The organism is Sphingobacterium yanglingense, assembly GCF_004363245.1.
GTDB classification, from domain to species: Bacteria; Bacteroidota; Bacteroidia; order Sphingobacteriales; family Sphingobacteriaceae; genus Sphingobacterium; species Sphingobacterium yanglingense.
Window position 1 is genome coordinate 889,373 of sequence record NZ_SNYV01000011.1, and the last position, 15,424, is coordinate 904,796.

A 15,424-nucleotide genomic window follows, 5' to 3' on the forward strand; every position below is an offset into this window, starting at 1 on the left:
ATGAAACAGACCTGTAATAAAAGACAACGCCTATCCAAATGGATAGGCGTTGTCTCCTGTACTGAGGTCATGAGCTTCCCCCCGTACGTACCGTTAACCAATAGCAAGCTATTAATTGTACAATTGGTTAAACAATAGCTTAAACGTGCCATGACTCTGTGCACGGTTAGTAATCTCAGGACCGAATGCGAATAGTTTTCCTTTGCCCAACAGCGCGACTAATCCTATAGATCCGCCTTTCAAATACTGTTGGCCATGTGCCCAACCACTTAATAGCGGCTTCTCCGTTTGGAAACTTCCTATTGCGTATAAGTCTTTCTTATTCTCCAGTTTAAATACCGGGCTATTGTTAAAAACGATACTGATACTAGGATCCAAACCATAATTCTCAGCTAAAGAAACATCCAGATTCGCTTGGAGTATACTGGTCGGGATATAGTAATCTGCACTTGACAATGCGCTCTCCTTACCGTCTTTTCCTTCGATAACCAATGGATCAGTAACCGGTAGATTAAAATGATAGACCAACTCCGACGAAGATCCTACAGTAAGAATCTTTCCTCCTTTTTCTACATAGTTTTTTAGAACCGGTATAGACTTTTCTTGAGAGACCTGTCCCAATAGATATTTGTACTCTTCGGGAACAAGGTTTGTATCTGGCTGTCTGAATTTGGTTACTTTATCATTTCTTTCCGGAATCCCCTGACCAATAAATAGCAGAATATCGTATTTATCAATGGTTCCGTTATCAATATCCTGCGGATAAAAACAAGTGTATTCAAAGCCATATTGCTCCAATATCCAGCGTGCCCAACCTGAAGGCATAGAACCGCCATAGTGATCGAACAAACCTATTTTCAAGGGTTTAAGTGCTATTAAGTTTGTCGGCTTTTTCGACGCAGCCTGTACACGCAGTCCAGAGTTGTTTATTGCCTTCTGCAATCTATCCTTCATGGCGGCGTCTACATAAAAATCTTTGGATCCTGCATCGCGGTACACCTTACCGCCATTACCAAGCAGTTGGTTTACGATCAAAAAGGCATCATTTGCTTTTGCATTAATGAGGTATCCACCCTTACTATTGGGAAGGACAGTATTCTCTGCAACGATCATCTCTCCGTAAGGCAGCTTCTGGAATGGTCCTTCTACATCCTCATAGAAGCGATCATAATCTACCCCCATCTGCATCGCCAGCGTCCAGCCTGCAGCATCATATGGACGGACAGGAGGTCCTCCTTCGTACTGTGTGTCGTGCGGATGGTCCTGTGCTTCAAACATATCTATAACCTGTGGTCTGAAAGCCTGATTTGCTTTTACAATCAGGGAGTTTTTAGGATAGCGTTTTCCATTATGCTGAAAATCCGCTGTCGCTTGATATGCATATACTCCAGACTTTATCAATGCATTGACAAACTTGATCGCTGTGCCAAAGTCGGCCTGATCTGCAGACAGTATGTACACCCGGGGATCTCTATTTTCTGGGCGACGTAGTACGCTCTCAAAGTAAACACTAGGAATCGATGCGAATCGGGATTTACTGCCACTTTCCTCCGTTCCTTTCTTCGCTTTAGCATCGGTCTGATAGGCTTCTTTCATTGCTTCGATATATTTTGGCGAAGCGGTCCAATAATCCGTATTCCCCCTCTCGATGGAGTTCCGTCCCATTTTGTAAAAGTTGTACAAGAGCTTATCCCCATTGCGAGCGGCGTAGTCCAGTATCCCCATATTCATCGAGACCGAATAATCTATAGACTGTCTAAAATGCCACTTTTGAGGTGTAATGGGATTAGGTAGTCCATTTCTCGGAATCAAGCGTTCGGGAACCAATTTGATTTCAGATGGTGTAGGGTTACCCGTGGTTTCAGTCAGTATTCCTATCATGTTATGAAAATACGGAGCTGTCCGTAGGCCACCATTCCACCAGGTAGAAAAAGTAGACTGATCCATCCGTGCATAGCCAGACTTATTCTCTTCATTCAGCCGATTGATCATCGCAAAGCCAACGCCATCTATCCCCGTAACTAGAAGAGGATCGTAGGCATAATTGAAAGGATCCCGGTACGGAGGTCCTGCCACTACGGTCCCAGCCGGTGATGTCTGGTGGTGATTGTAAACAATCTGTGGTAACCAGTCGATGTACATGACCTTTGCCAGATTGCTGGCTTCTTTCATATTGAACATATAAAAGTCTCGGTTATTGTCATGCCCTACATATTTCTGATAAAGCCTTGGGATGGACATATTTCTTTTGTCGGTATCCGGATACTGCATGTACCAATCGGCCAATAGATCCTGCCCATCGGGGTTAACATGCCACATTAGAACAACCACCTTATCCAGGTAGTTCTGTATTTCCGGACTTTGACTAGATGCCAACAGGTAGAATGTCTCTATCAGCTGATGTGACCCCACCATTTCATTGGAATGCATACCACCATCTATCCAAACGATGGGCTTGCCTTCGCCAGCAAGTTTTCTTGCCTCCTGGTCCGTAAGCCCTTCTGCTCTGCCCAAAGACTGTGATATCTTGCGGTATTTCTCTACCTGAGCCAGATTGTCCGGAGAAGAGATAACCAGAAGATACTGTTTACGTCCTTCTTCAGTGACACCAGCTTCCTGTATCAATACTCTATTAGACTCTTTGGCTACTTTTAGAAAATAGCTTTCCATCTGCTTATAATTGGCCAGTTGATAGTCATCACCGATGGAAAAACCAAAATGGGATTTGGGAGTACTAATGTTTTGTGCATGTATATCCGAATTCCAAAAGGATAATGCGAGAGCAGCTAATATTATATTCTTAATCTTCATCTTGTATATATTTTTTGTTCGTTACCTGACCGATATTTCTTTTGGCCTATCGATCAGGTAAAAACAGTTTACATTATAGGCTTCTTCTGCGGCCTATAACGGATTTTGTATACATAGCGGGTTCAATTCCACCTCTTTTTCCGGTAATACCCATTGCCATTCTTTACTATCTGCCGGTCTGTAACGGTTCGGTTCACCGATTACCGTACCATTGCCATACATATTAAAGTTGGATGCCAGTGGGTCTACATTGGTAGGCATCGTAGTCATACTATTCGACCAATTGCCCTGATTGTAACCTGCACGTGGTTTAGGACCTCTGTCCAGTGCCATGTTTAATCTTTTCAGATCCAAAAAGCGGAATCCTTCTCCCCATAGTTCGACCCGGCGCTGGAACATCACCTCATCAATCAGGTTATCGCCTGTATTGGTCGTCTTCTGATATTGCGGGTCACGATGACGGGCTAAGGTGAAGAGTGATTCAGCGGCCTGTGCATCATGTCCACCAGCTCGTGCATACCCTTCAGCTGCAATCAACATCATCTCAGGCAGACGCATAAATGGAATATCCCTTTCGCCAATTGTCTGTGGATCCGATACGAGGAATTTATTAGCCATATAATTGGCATATTTTGAGTTTGTGGAAGGCGGAACCAAAGGACGTGGAGTGACAGATTTGTCAATTGCCTTCGGAAACCAGATGGATTTACGTACATCTGTAGCACTGATCCGATTATACAATAGGTTATAAATAGCCCTTGGAGTATTCTGGTTATAGCTGATATTCTCATTGGACATATATCCATGAAAATGGGTCAAGCTTTTGCCCTGCGACAATAAAGGTTTAGATCCCCATAACCACTCGCTATTCGACTGATCAGCAAATCTATTATCCAAAGTCTTGTACGTATCAGCCTGAAGCTGAGCCCCTGATTTCTTTACAACCTGATCCGCCATTTCTGCGGCTTCTAACCAGTGGCCCTGTGCAAGCAACACGCGAGCTTTTAGACCACGTGCCACATGTACATTGATATGTGCTTTACTCGATCTCTTGACATCTGTAGCATAAAGTAAATTGATAGACTCATCTACATCGCTATTGACCTGCGCATACACTTCTTCTACACTTGCTCTTTTCCGGGGTTCGCTAGAATTATCGTTTCGAAGTACAATTCCCATCTGCGTATTTTCACGACCAGATACATAGCGTTCTCCATACATCTGTACCATTGTAAAATGCGCAAAGGCCCTATAGAACATAGCCTGTCCTTTGATGTTATTTTTCTCGCTCTGAGGACCATCGATATTGTCAATACGATCAATAATCATATTCGCATTGGAAACAAAATACTGCATTAGGCGGTAAAAATGTTCGACACTACCTACCGTAGGTTTACGATGGGTAGCCCACTGTGCCTGCGTCTGGAACTGCGCATTGGAATAGGTGTATACCAGATCCTCGCCCATCACGTCATACCATATCATCAACATATCGTACCCCCCATAAAAGGCTGAAGTCGACAAATCCGGTGTCCACATCAACTTGTGCAATCCATTGACAGCCATCATTGCTGTCTTCGTGTTGGTGAAGATCGCTTCTTCATCCACTGTTTCGGTTGATTTGGTTTCAAGAAAATCCTTTTGACATCCCCAAAACACTGTCGCTATTAAAGCTATTATTGGTAAGAATTTGCTGTTCATTTACTTTACAATTTAAAAAGTTAAATTCAGTCCAAGCGTAAATACCCTAGATGGTAGATATACATCGACATTGCTATTGTATCCTGAAAAAATGGCCTTGCGCGGGTACATCCCCTGACGCTTGGTAAGCAAGAACGCATTATCTGCAGAGAAATAAACGCGCAATCCACCTACATTATAAGGTTTCAATAAATCTTTAGGAAACTCATAAGAAGCGGTAACATTTGCCAATTCCAACATATCCGAACTGATCAACCAACGTGTAGAAGAACCCGCATTCAGATCTACGTCCTGCGCATCATCTAGCCTTGGTACATTGGTAATGTCGCCCGGTTTCTGCCAACGGTCTAAAACATCAACGTGTCTTGTTGAGCCCGTTAATGCTGAGCCTGATGGCCCGGTCATTAGGTTGTTATAGCCTGTGTCATACATCTTACCACCCAACTGATAGTTGAACAACAAATTCAATGCAACTCCCTTCCAAGAAAATCCGGTATTGAAACCACCGGAAACAGTAGGCATCGATACACCCGACCAATCATACATGGCTTCTGCTACTTTGGTCGTATAGTATTTGCCATCAACATCTACGATAGAGGTCGATCGTTTGGCGGGATCAGCCTCTTCGAGAAAGGCGTTGAGCACTTCCGCAGTAGGTGTATATATACTATTGCCCGTTGCAGGATCTACACCGGCCCACTGACGTAAGTAAAACTCGTAGCGGGAATGTCCTTTTTCAATACGGTGCACACCCGAATTGTAAGGATCGATAGGGAGCTCTGTAATCTTGTTTTTTAAGTAAGTTGCATTAAACCCTAAATCCCATACAAAGCCATTGCGCTTTATCAACTGGCCGTTAAGGGACAATTCTATGCCACGATTGTATAAACTACCGGCATTTTGATAAGCGTAGGTCAATCCCGCGTCTGGTGCCTGTGGTACCTTGAATAGGAGATTGCTCGACTGTCTATTGAAATACTCGATGGTACCGGTCAAGCGGTTTTGAAACATACCAAACTCCAAACCAACGTCGCTGGAATGCGAAACCTCCCATTGTAGCGAGCGGCTATTCAGCTCACGCCCTCGTACATAACCTGGTTCCAGTCCATTGTCAGCAGGCTCATAAGATGCTTGCCAAGCGTAATAGGTACCGATATCGTCATTACCTACACCTCCATAAGAAGCACGTAGCTTCAATAGATCAAAAAGACCTAAGTCTTTTATAAAAGTCTCCTGATCTAAGCGCCATCCTGCTCCGACGGAAAAGAAAGTACCCCAGCGGTAGTCTTTATAGAACCTTGACGTACCATCTCGACGAATGGAGCCGGAAAGGAAATACTTATTAGCGTAATCGTAGTTAACACGGGACAAATAGCCTTCGGTACGGTATTTATCCGTTCTTGAATTTTGATCACCCGGTACAGAATAATTAGGAAATTCGTAGTTACCATTGTCAAAACGCTGATCTGACATCTTGCCCGAGAGGTAATTGTACTCGTAATCATAGCTTTCATGTCCGATCAAGACATCTAGGTGATGCTGATCAAACTGCTTCGTATAGGATAATAGCTGATTGAATGTCCATGTCGTGGTAAACGAGTTCGATTTGCTGATATTCCCGTTGTTTTGCTTTTCCGGATAAACAATAGAAGCGGAAGAGTTCAAGCGGGCATCAGCGCTCACGGCACCATTTGTCGTGAACTTAAGTCCGTCCATGATATCGATTTCTGCGTATAGTTTAGCATTCAACAGATTTCGTTTGTAACCGTCGTGGACATTCTGCAATTCCAATACAGGGTTAGAGCCACCGACGTAATCCCTGCTCGGAGCAGACAGATCATCTGAAATCTGATATCCTGTACCAAAATCATATATCCGATTGCCTCTGCTATCCAGTACATAATCTTTCGTTATCGGATTATGGATATGAATAGGATAAATTGGTCCTATATAACGTACATAGCGAAAGGGATTACTATTGTTTCCAGAGCTCTCATTCTGTAAGCCATCCATTTTGTTGAGCACCCCATTGATCATCCCGCCTACCTTTAAAAACGACGTTATTTTAGAATTGATATTTCCATTGATCGTATAGCGATCGAATTTAGATCCGATGATGTATCCCTTCTCTGACAGGTAACCTGTAGAAAGGTAGTAATCAGACTTGCCTGTGCCACCGCTTATATTGAGTCCTGCATCTGTACGTGTACCTAGACGCTGTATCGCTTTGAGCCAATCGGTATCATCTCCCCACATAAAGCTCGCATTGGGATTCAATTTTCCGGAAGCATCGACTACCTGGTCATCAGGTACATTAAATGGATTGTACTTCAGGTTATTGCTGATTAAGTTTTCGGCTGCAGACTTATTGGCGTCCTCGAGCGTCATACCGTTCTTTAATAGCATATTGCGGGTACTTTCCCAATTGACCAAGAGGTAGTCTGCTACACCCACTTTTTTGTAGTCACTGCTCTGTGGCGCGGTAAATCCTTGATTCAGCTTAAAGCCAACACTCTGCTTGTCTTTTTTTCCTCCTTTGGTTTGAATAAGGATAACCCCATTGGCCCCTCTGGCTCCATATAAAGCGGCAGAAGATGCGTCCTTTAATACGGTCAGACTTTCGATATCTGACGGGTTGATTGTATTGAGCGGGTTGTCATAAGGCATACCGTTCAATACGATCAGCGGCGTAGAATTCACGCTGGAAGAAATAGTACCTATCCCCCGGATATGTATAGTTGGGTCCGAACCAGGCTGTCCACTAGCGGTAGAAACCTGTACCCCCGAAACTTCGCCCAGAAGAGAATTCGTCACGGAAGTCAATGGTCTATCTTTAAATTTATCTCCATTCAACTGTGTAGCCGAACCGGTAAAAGCACTCTTCTTTGAGGTACCGTAAGCAACAACAACCACCTCGTCCAGATCGTCTACTTTTGGTTGCAGTCTGACAGCATATTCCTTTTGTGTGGTCACGGATATACGCTGCGGCTCATAGCCCACAAAGCTAATCAACAGTATATCTCCATTTTTAGCCTGGATTGTAAATTCACCGGTATTATTGGTGGAAGTCGTCTCGCCCTGTATATTTTGTACCGTCACTCCCGCTAACTGTTCGCCTCCCTCTCCTGTTACGCGGCCACGGATTGCCGTCTGCTGCTGTTCCGCAGTCTTGATCACGGACGTCACCTTCTCGCCTACCTTTTCTACAATAATACGTTTGCCACGGATTGCATAGGTCAGGTCCGTGTTTTCAAAAGTCTTCTTTAGCGCATCCTGTAAGGAAATGTCGGTCAGATTTAAAGAAATCTTGCGAACGTTTTTTATATCATTTTCTAAGTAGAGGAAATGATAACCTGATTGTTTACTAATGCTCGAGAAAGCATCTTTTAAGCTCTTGTCTTTCAGCGTCAAATTTATATTTTGAGAATAAACAAAAGCATTTACCTGACTACTACATAGCAGTAACGCGGCAACGGTCAATTTTAACATCATAATAGGCCTTGTCAATCTATAATTATTACAACGGGAATTTGAAATATATCTTTTATACATTCGTTGTTAGGTTTTGATGGTTAGTTAATGAATTGATTTTTAACATATATGGAACCGAATCCTATTCTTTTTTATGCTAGGCTCGGAAGCATTGGTCACACTTCTATTTATCGGTTCTAAAGGATCTTTTTAGTAGCTTATCGAACGATACGTACCTCCTTTCCTTGGATCTCAAATTTTACTCCGCTTAGGATGGACAGATCCTCCAACAGCTCGTCCAACGGCAATCCTGTTGGGAAAGTGCCCCCAATGCGCTTGCTACCGAAGTTTACATCCGAAGTCACCGTTATATTATACCATCTGGAGACCATTTTCATGACATCCAATAGTTCCAGATTGTCAAAGGTAAAATAACCATCTTTCCAGGAGGTCAGTTGGTTGATATCAAACTTTTGCCGTTTGATCTCGTCTTTTTCGATATCCGCTATAAGCTCAATTCCGGGGGTTAGCTTATGTGCTTTATCATCCATATAAAAATTCACTCCCCCTTGGACCAAAGAGGTGCGAATAAGCTTCTGTTCGCTATAGGCCTGTACATTGAACTTTGTCCCCGTTACTTCGATTTCACCCTTGCCCGCAAAGACATGAAAAGGCTTGGCCGTATTGTGCACAATCTCAAAATACCCTTCGCCTTCTAGATAAACGTGACGGTATTCTTCCGTAAAGGCTTGCGGAAATCGTAGTACAGAACCCGCATTCAACCAGATGGATGAACCATCAGCCAATATCACCTCTTGATGCTGTCTACTCGGAACTTGTATGGTCAACCACACCTCTGCGGCTTTACCCCCTTCTCCCTGTTGTACAAGACTTTTAAGGTCTGCTGCCGAAAGTGTCCCTTCAAGTGTCTGCACCTCACCATTCGGTAAGGTAATTGTTACTTTTTCGCTACTGTAATCTTTCGCTTCGGCTATCACATAGGTGGGATCGCTCAATGCCTCTTTCTCAGCGTTAAAGAACCAGACACCTATCACCAGCATTATTGCAGCCGCTACAGAGCCCCCCCAGCGTATCCAGCGTACAGCTGCAGACCGATTTCCCTGTAGCATGGGTAACCCCGCTTTAATGACCTTAGCTGTTCGGCTCTTATGCTGCTCATTCTCCCACTGCCAGTTGCCCACAATAGGATTTTTGAGGATATAGCGTTCGATCTGCTTGCATTCCTCCGGCGAACATAATCCTTTACTATACCTATCCAATAATTCGTTGATATCCTCTTTATTCATAATATAGGGTTTTATCTGAGTCTATATTATAAAGAGTAAGGCCGAAGGCCAAAGTAGTAGGCGAATTTGAAATTATTTTATTTTACGACTTTTTGCAGTATATCAAAAAGCAATATAAGCATCAGATAAGGGATATAATCTTTATCGATTTTGACTTTAAGAATCTTTAAGGCATTGTTTATCTGTTTCTTCACCGTTTTATCAGAGATATTCAGACGCTGCGCAATCTCTAAATAAGAAAGGTTAGACTTTCTACTCAGTAGAAATACCTCTTTCATCTTCTCGGGTAGCTGCTCTATATGGCTTTCCAGGATGGTATTCAGCTCTTTAAAATCCACCTGCTGCTCGGTAGCAAACACCGATGTATCGTATTGGGAGGCATAATATCCCCGGTATTGTTCGCTCTTTAGGCGTTCTTTCAAGCGTCTAAATGCCAGATTACGCGCCATAATAAAAAGAAAAGATTTGAGCGAATTGATTTGCGGGATGCGCTCGCGGATAGCCCATAGATCAACAAAAGTCTGCTGTACCACATCAACCGCATCATCCTCGTCGGGTAGAATCCGGATAACCTGCTTGAAGAGTTTTTCCCAATATTCGTCATATAAGACCTCGAAATCCTCCCGCTCCACAACTTCCTCAGTCTTCAATTTGAATAAAGATACAACAGTTCCCATTTCTTGATTTCGGTGTTATTTGATATGGCAGTTCGTACTTTTGATTCGCAATTTTACAAAAGATTAATAACTATTCAAAACTCAGGTCCCTCTTATCCCACAGCAGCACACACATATCACACTACAAATCAAAATCTTAATAACACGTAACAAAACTCTGCCTTTCGGTATCTCCACAGTCAAGACTAAAAAAGTATATCGTAAAACTTTTGATATTACAACTGCCTGATCGAAGTCAATACACTATTGAGCAGACTAAAATACGTAACCAATCGATTGTGTCATAAATCATGGGTATCTATCTTTCAATACTACTACCAATTCTTTAGAAAAACCAACTGCTGTAAGCTACATACCCCAGAAAAATGTCAGACAAAAATGCCTCGCGAAAAGATTTAATTTTGAACACAAGCTATACTAAAACAACACATAAACAATGTTAAACACTGAAAATCAAAGCATATTAACTTTAAAGAAATAAAAAAAATATACCGTAATAAAACGAACTATCTCGATTGAATATCAATAATGTAATTAATAAGGTAGCTCTTCACAACGATAGCCAGCATCAGATAAGAGCCTAACGATCGATTCGGCCCGCAATGTAGGTGTGTCTACACGGAATATGTTGTCACAATCTTCGATATCAAAATTCCATTTTGCGTCAGGAAGCTTCTCATTCAAATAAGGTTTTAATTCTTCAATATCCTGGTCAGTCTGAACGGAAGTAGCAAATATATAAATCATAATAAGTGGGTATTTAATAGTTAATAAAACATGATATCCTTATACAGGGTATAGAGTTGTTTGCGCAAATATTTAACGGCATAGTGCTTTCTTGACAGCAGCGTATTAAGTGGTATGTTCAAGCTCAATGCAACTTCCTTTGCGGGCAACCCCTCAATCTCGGTCAGCTCGAAGGCCTCACGTTGTTCTTTAGGCAAATTAGAAAGCCCAGTCTCTAACTCTTTCCAAACCAGTGAACGTAGATAGACCATCTCTGGTGTCGGGCTAGGTGTACCGAATAAAATTTCAGATAGTTCTTCCAGAACCAAACCTTCATCATCGTATGAAAGTGAAGGCATCGCTACCTCCCTCTTCTTCCTTCCCCTATTAATAATGGTATTACGCGCTACACGATAGAGCCAGGCACTGACTTGTTCTATAGGTGTAAGATTCTTATCGATAGTCTTCACCAACTGATAGAAAACATCCTGAAGGATATCCTCGGCATCCTCGATATTGGACACACGCTTTCGGATAAAAGACTGTAACATGGGCTGCTGCTCGCGTACGAGCTGCTCCATATCTATGGTTTTCCGCACACCATCAATCTTCTCTGTTGAGTCCTTCATCCTTTACGGTATCAAAACGGTCCCTCCCAAAAGAACCAAAACCAAATTTACGTCGCTTACAAATAAATTCCTTGCGCTGCTCAGCAGTCATGCTAGCCCATTTCTCTGCCATCGGACCACTCTTCATCGGATCAAACCCACGCCCTCGTCTCCCTCCAAAACGACCGAAAAGAAGACGGGTCAATACAAACAGACCTAGGGCCTGCCAAAAAGTGAGTGTAGTTAGTCCAAAAATATCGGGAACAAGTAAATTCCACAACACCATAATGACACCGCTCAGACCAGCGATACAGACTATAGCCAATAAGGCACATTTTAGTTTTCTTAATTTCATGATACTTTAAATTACACAATCATATGGAGCGCACTCTAAATACGTAGACAATTAACTCTTTAAAATATTTTACTCCATTCTCACTTTTTTTTAAATAGTATGCATTAGACCTTTTCTCTCCCCCTCTATTTCGATCTCTCAAAAGTGAAGCAGAACCCAAATAATCCCAAACGACAATATACAAAGGTCACACAGACAGCCCCCATCAATTGAATATCATAAAATTAAATATTTCTACCGCTTGAACTAAACAGTGTGTGGAGACCTATACTTTCTTAATTCCCACATTTTTTTAATACGAGGAATAATGGCATATTTGTATTGTATGAACGCAATAAAATATCTATTTGGAGTACTTTCAGTTTCTTTATTGGCCTCCTGTGGTAGCACTCAAAAAGAGCAGACATTAGAGCAACTTGATAAAAAGTCAGCCCGAGAAGTCACATTAAAGACAGTTACCCTTGGTGACACCGTACTACATATCACAACGCAACATATTTGGTATAATGGTGAGCAGATTGCCTCAAAAAGCGATACACTAAAAACGCTAGCCGCCCCAAATACATGGGATGGAGTCGATTCGACAAAGACGTTGAGTAAAGTACCTATTTATGTAACTGTACAATAATGAGAAAACCATCAGCAAAAAATATTCAACTGGTATTGATCACTTCGGTACTGGCATCCTGCGGACAACCGCAGCAAAAAACAGATGACCAGCAGCGGGTGTATATGCGTGCAGACTCTACTGCCGCCTATACGGAAGTGACGGACAACTATCGCCAGGGGCATCACGGAACGGGAGGTCTAGGCTCTTCTCTTCTTTGGTTTATGGCTTTTAGACATATGGGCGGTGTATTGGGATATGCCAATAATAGCCTGCACCCTCAGTCCGTATCAGGAACCAATGCAGCCAAAGCAGCTGCTGTCAATGCCCAACGTGGTGGATTTGGAAAAAGCGCAGCCAGTGCACCTAGAGCCTCATCAGGATCATAATGCAATTAAAGAAATTACGGATTGACCCCAACTGGGAGTCTCGATTAGAATCTATAGGTTACGGTTATCACAGCTTAGATAACGTACCTTACTGGGTGGATGATTACTATTACGAAATCAACGCCAAAGAAGCAGACTTGATATACAAGGCCAGCAATGAGTTGTGGACAATGTGCCTTGATGCTGTTGAATACATTATAAAAAACAAACGATACCATCATTTTCATATCCCCCCTCATATGATACATCATATTGAGCGTACCTGGGAAAATGATGAACCTTCCATCTATGGCCGTTTTGACTTTGCTTATGACAAGGCTAACGGTCACCTAAAAATGTTGGAATTCAATGCGGACACCCCTACCTCACTATTTGAGACAGGTATTGTACAGTGGTACTGGAAAAAACACTATTTCCCCGAATTGACTGATCAATTTAATAGCATCCACGAGCAGTTGATTAATAGCTGGGGTGAACTCAGGCCCTATCTGAATGGGGATATACTTCACTTTTCCTGCGCCAAGGAAACATTGGAAGATCTTACAAATATTGAATATTTACGCGATACAGCAATCCAAGCAGGCCTACAGACCAAATTGATTTATATTGATGATATTGGTTGGTCAGGTCGTAATTTTGTAGATCTTGAAGGCGATCCCATCCAATCTATATTCAAACTCTATCCTTGGGAGTGGATGATCCGTGAGGAGTTTGGAGTACACATCATCAACGATCTAAACAAGACACAATGGATTGAACCTTCATGGAAAATGTTGCTTTCCAACAAGGCGATATTACCCATCCTTTGGGAGTTATACCCCAATCATCCTTATCTATTGGCATCGTATTTTGAGGAACCTGCTCACCTCAAACATTTCGTTAAAAAACCTATTCTATCCCGAGAGGGTGCCAATATCGAGATGTACTACGACAAGCAGATGATTTACGCAACCGCCGGTGAATATGGTGATGAAGGCTATATCTACCAAGAGCTAGCCACATTACATCGTGAAGAAACTGGATTTTCGATTATCGGAAGCTGGATTATAGGACAAGAATCCTGTGGAATCTCCTTCCGCGAATCCGATATGCCGATCACGACGGATCAAAGCAGATTTGTGCCACATATCATAAGACATTAAAAAACAAAGAGCGCCCATCGATGATGCAGCGCTCTTGTGCTAACAAATATAATAATACTAAATCTTATTAATTTTCAAAACGGTATTTGCGTTTTCTACAGGTTCGCCTTTCTTTCCGGCTTGCTTATTTGTGACGTATATCGCACCCGATGCAGGGTCTAATGTAATCGTATTGGGCAATCCCTGAGTTGCGATACGTTCCACCACCTGATAGCTATCGGTATTGATAACGGCTACCTCTTGCTTATTCCTATTAGCTGTATACAACAGCTTACTTTTCTCATCATAGACCAGTCCTATAGGTGATGAATCATAGCCTAAATAGACCTTCTGTAGGATATCACCTGTATTACCATCCACTATAGTTACATTGTTATCATTGGACTGGCTCACAAATAAACGATTGCCCGCCTTATCCAATGCAATATTTAGAGGACAATACGACCATGTTTTAAACTGTCCTTCCAAGTTTCCAGACTCACTGTTATAGACGAGAATATTTCCTTCCATTGTATTAGCATCTGTACCATATACCTTGCCGCGCTGGGCATCTACATTCACACCTAGCAGGTACGCTCCCTCTTTTTCAAATGCACCTACATAGGTATTGCTATTGCCGTCAATTTCCCAGATAGAAGGATTTCCATGATCAGAGACATAGACTTTATTACGGATCTCATCTACTGCAAGCTCGCGAATTTTCGATTTTTTGTTTCCGCTCGATATCACTTGCTGTTTTTTGCTTTTCAGATCAATTGCACTGACCGCATCCTGTAGGGAATGTCCCACATAAAGAGTCTGTGTTTTATTATTCAAGGCAATCCCAAACGGAAGGTATTTTCCTAACGCAATAGAATCCTTCACCGCTAAGCTCTTTCCGTCCAGTACATAGACAAAATTCTCCGCATTTTTATCAAATCCCTTTTTGGGTCCAGCGACATATACCAGGTTATTGGTTGGGTTATACACCAATTGATAAAGTTCATTAGGCAGTTTTTGCATCTGCTCAATTTTAAAATTAGCACTATTCTCTTGACCGTATACAAGAGCTGAAGCCAGCGTAAACGCGGCACCTAAAAATATATGTTTCATATCTTATAATATTAATTTAGACTGATTTTTAATAAGAGTCTACTATAAGAGTTGCCCAACATTCCTATTACCGAAGTCGTACACCATAATAAGCCTGAAATCTTGACCATAATTTTGGTTACTATCTGCTTGAACCTTCTTGTAGCTATAGATTAAAACAGTAAATTTGAGTTTAGTTTAGCAATTTATGTTCAAAAAGACACTTTACCTCGTCCCCATTCTATTTCTTTTCTCCTGTGCGAGCAAACAGGAAAGCCAAAACGTCAGTTGGTATAAAGATCAAGTTATTGAACAACTCGAACCTCAGGGAGACTCGACCTATCGTGTACAGATTGGCATTATGGCCTCTTCGTTCTGGTTGACAAAAGACAGCAAAGATTTTACAAAGCACTTTTCGCTATTGGAAAATAGTCTAAAGAACCGTAGTCACCTTGATATAGGCGTAGAAAATGGGAGTAACAAAATAGTCCTGATCAACAAGTAGATCTCCTGAGCTATAGTCAATCCATATTGTTACCTAATCATCAGACCTCCATAC

Annotated in this window: 13 protein-coding genes; 4 read left to right on the forward strand and 9 right to left on the reverse strand. The window is 42.1% G+C overall.

Features of this window, described 5'->3' with window-relative positions; translation table 11 throughout:
• Positions 1-111: 111 nt before the first annotated feature.
• From CLV99_RS06105 to CLV99_RS06140, 8 genes are all read right to left on the reverse strand, one after another.
• Positions 112-2,811: a M14 family metallopeptidase gene (locus CLV99_RS06105; protein WP_133583588.1), complete on the reverse strand. Its 2,700-nt coding sequence runs from the start codon at positions 2,809-2,811 to the stop codon at positions 112-114.
• Positions 2,812-2,904: 93 nt separating this feature from the next.
• On the reverse strand, positions 2,905-4,512 hold the full coding sequence (locus CLV99_RS06110) for a RagB/SusD family nutrient uptake outer membrane protein (protein ID WP_133583589.1): 1,608 nt from the start codon (positions 4,510-4,512) through the stop codon (positions 2,905-2,907).
• Positions 4,513-4,524: 12 nt separating this feature from the next.
• Positions 4,525-8,004, reverse strand: a complete 3,480-nt coding sequence (locus CLV99_RS06115; protein WP_211348432.1) for a SusC/RagA family TonB-linked outer membrane protein — start codon at positions 8,002-8,004, stop codon at positions 4,525-4,527.
• A gap of 197 nt (positions 8,005-8,201) precedes the next feature.
• Positions 8,202-9,290: a FecR family protein gene (locus CLV99_RS06120; RefSeq protein WP_133583590.1), complete on the reverse strand. Its 1,089-nt coding sequence runs from the start codon at positions 9,288-9,290 to the stop codon at positions 8,202-8,204.
• Positions 9,291-9,367: 77 nt separating this feature from the next.
• Positions 9,368-9,967: an RNA polymerase sigma-70 factor gene (locus CLV99_RS06125; RefSeq protein ID WP_133583591.1), complete on the reverse strand. Its 600-nt coding sequence runs from the start codon at positions 9,965-9,967 to the stop codon at positions 9,368-9,370.
• Positions 9,968-10,501: 534 nt separating this feature from the next.
• Entirely contained in the window at positions 10,502-10,714 is a 213-nt protein-coding gene (locus CLV99_RS06130; RefSeq protein WP_133583592.1) for a hypothetical protein, read from the reverse strand.
• Positions 10,715-10,734: 20 nt separating this feature from the next.
• Entirely contained in the window at positions 10,735-11,322 is a 588-nt protein-coding gene (locus CLV99_RS06135) for an RNA polymerase sigma factor (protein WP_133583593.1), read from the reverse strand.
• Entirely contained in the window at positions 11,297-11,656 is a 360-nt protein-coding gene (locus CLV99_RS06140; RefSeq protein ID WP_133583594.1) for a hypothetical protein, read from the reverse strand. Before CLV99_RS06140 ends, CLV99_RS06135 begins: the two co-directional genes overlap by 26 nt.
• Before the next feature lie 325 nt (positions 11,657-11,981).
• Here CLV99_RS06140 and CLV99_RS06145 point away from each other — a divergent pair, with 325 nt between their 5' ends.
• Genes CLV99_RS06145 through CLV99_RS06155 form a run of 3 tightly spaced genes read left to right on the forward strand, consistent with a single transcriptional unit; the run spans position 11,982 to position 13,794 of the window.
• Positions 11,982-12,284: a hypothetical protein gene (locus CLV99_RS06145; RefSeq protein ID WP_211348434.1), complete on the forward strand. Its 303-nt coding sequence runs from the start codon at positions 11,982-11,984 to the stop codon at positions 12,282-12,284.
• Positions 12,284-12,652 carry a hypothetical protein gene (locus CLV99_RS06150; protein ID WP_133583595.1) on the forward strand — a complete coding sequence of 123 codons (369 nt, stop codon included), beginning with the start codon at positions 12,284-12,286 and terminating at the stop codon, positions 12,650-12,652. The genes CLV99_RS06145 and CLV99_RS06150 overlap by 1 nt, the downstream gene beginning before the upstream one ends.
• The gene (locus CLV99_RS06155) at positions 12,652-13,794 is read left to right on the forward strand and encodes a glutathionylspermidine synthase family protein (protein ID WP_133583596.1); all 1,143 of its coding nucleotides are present in this window, start codon (positions 12,652-12,654) and stop codon (positions 13,792-13,794) included. Before CLV99_RS06150 ends, CLV99_RS06155 begins: the two co-directional genes overlap by 1 nt.
• Before the next feature lie 57 nt (positions 13,795-13,851).
• Here the strand turns inward: CLV99_RS06155 and CLV99_RS06160 are convergent, their stop codons facing one another.
• Positions 13,852-14,886: a YncE family protein gene (locus CLV99_RS06160; protein WP_133583597.1), complete on the reverse strand. Its 1,035-nt coding sequence runs from the start codon at positions 14,884-14,886 to the stop codon at positions 13,852-13,854.
• 187 nt (positions 14,887-15,073) lie between these two features.
• On the opposite strand from CLV99_RS06160, the gene CLV99_RS06165 reads away from it, so the two are divergent.
• Positions 15,074-15,370, forward strand: coding sequence for a hypothetical protein (locus CLV99_RS06165; RefSeq protein WP_133583598.1), 297 nt, complete (start codon positions 15,074-15,076; stop codon positions 15,368-15,370).
• The last annotated feature ends 54 nt before the right edge of the window (positions 15,371-15,424 follow it).

Coding starts and splice junctions, on each gene's coding strand:
- CLV99_RS06105 (WP_133583588.1), bottom strand. CDS start 2,811: ATGAAGATTAAGAATATAATATTAGCTGCTCTCGCATTATCCTTTTGG.
- CLV99_RS06110 (WP_133583589.1), bottom strand. CDS start 4,512: ATGAACAGCAAATTCTTACCAATAATAGCTTTAATAGCGACAGTGTTT.
- CLV99_RS06115 (WP_211348432.1), bottom strand. CDS start 8,004: ATGATGTTAAAATTGACCGTTGCCGCGTTACTGCTATGTAGTAGTCAG.
- CLV99_RS06120 (WP_133583590.1), bottom strand. CDS start 9,290: ATGAATAAAGAGGATATCAACGAATTATTGGATAGGTATAGTAAAGGA.
- CLV99_RS06125 (WP_133583591.1), bottom strand. CDS start 9,967: ATGGGAACTGTTGTATCTTTATTCAAATTGAAGACTGAGGAAGTTGTG.
- CLV99_RS06130 (WP_133583592.1), bottom strand. CDS start 10,714: ATGATTTATATATTTGCTACTTCCGTTCAGACTGACCAGGATATTGAA.
- CLV99_RS06135 (WP_133583593.1), bottom strand. CDS start 11,322: ATGAAGGACTCAACAGAGAAGATTGATGGTGTGCGGAAAACCATAGAT.
- CLV99_RS06140 (WP_133583594.1), bottom strand. CDS start 11,656: ATGAAATTAAGAAAACTAAAATGTGCCTTATTGGCTATAGTCTGTATC.
- CLV99_RS06145 (WP_211348434.1), top strand. CDS start 11,982: ATGAACGCAATAAAATATCTATTTGGAGTACTTTCAGTTTCTTTATTG.
- CLV99_RS06150 (WP_133583595.1), top strand. CDS start 12,284: ATGAGAAAACCATCAGCAAAAAATATTCAACTGGTATTGATCACTTCG.
- CLV99_RS06155 (WP_133583596.1), top strand. CDS start 12,652: ATGCAATTAAAGAAATTACGGATTGACCCCAACTGGGAGTCTCGATTA.
- CLV99_RS06160 (WP_133583597.1), bottom strand. CDS start 14,886: ATGAAACATATATTTTTAGGTGCCGCGTTTACGCTGGCTTCAGCTCTT.
- CLV99_RS06165 (WP_133583598.1), top strand. CDS start 15,074: ATGTTCAAAAAGACACTTTACCTCGTCCCCATTCTATTTCTTTTCTCC.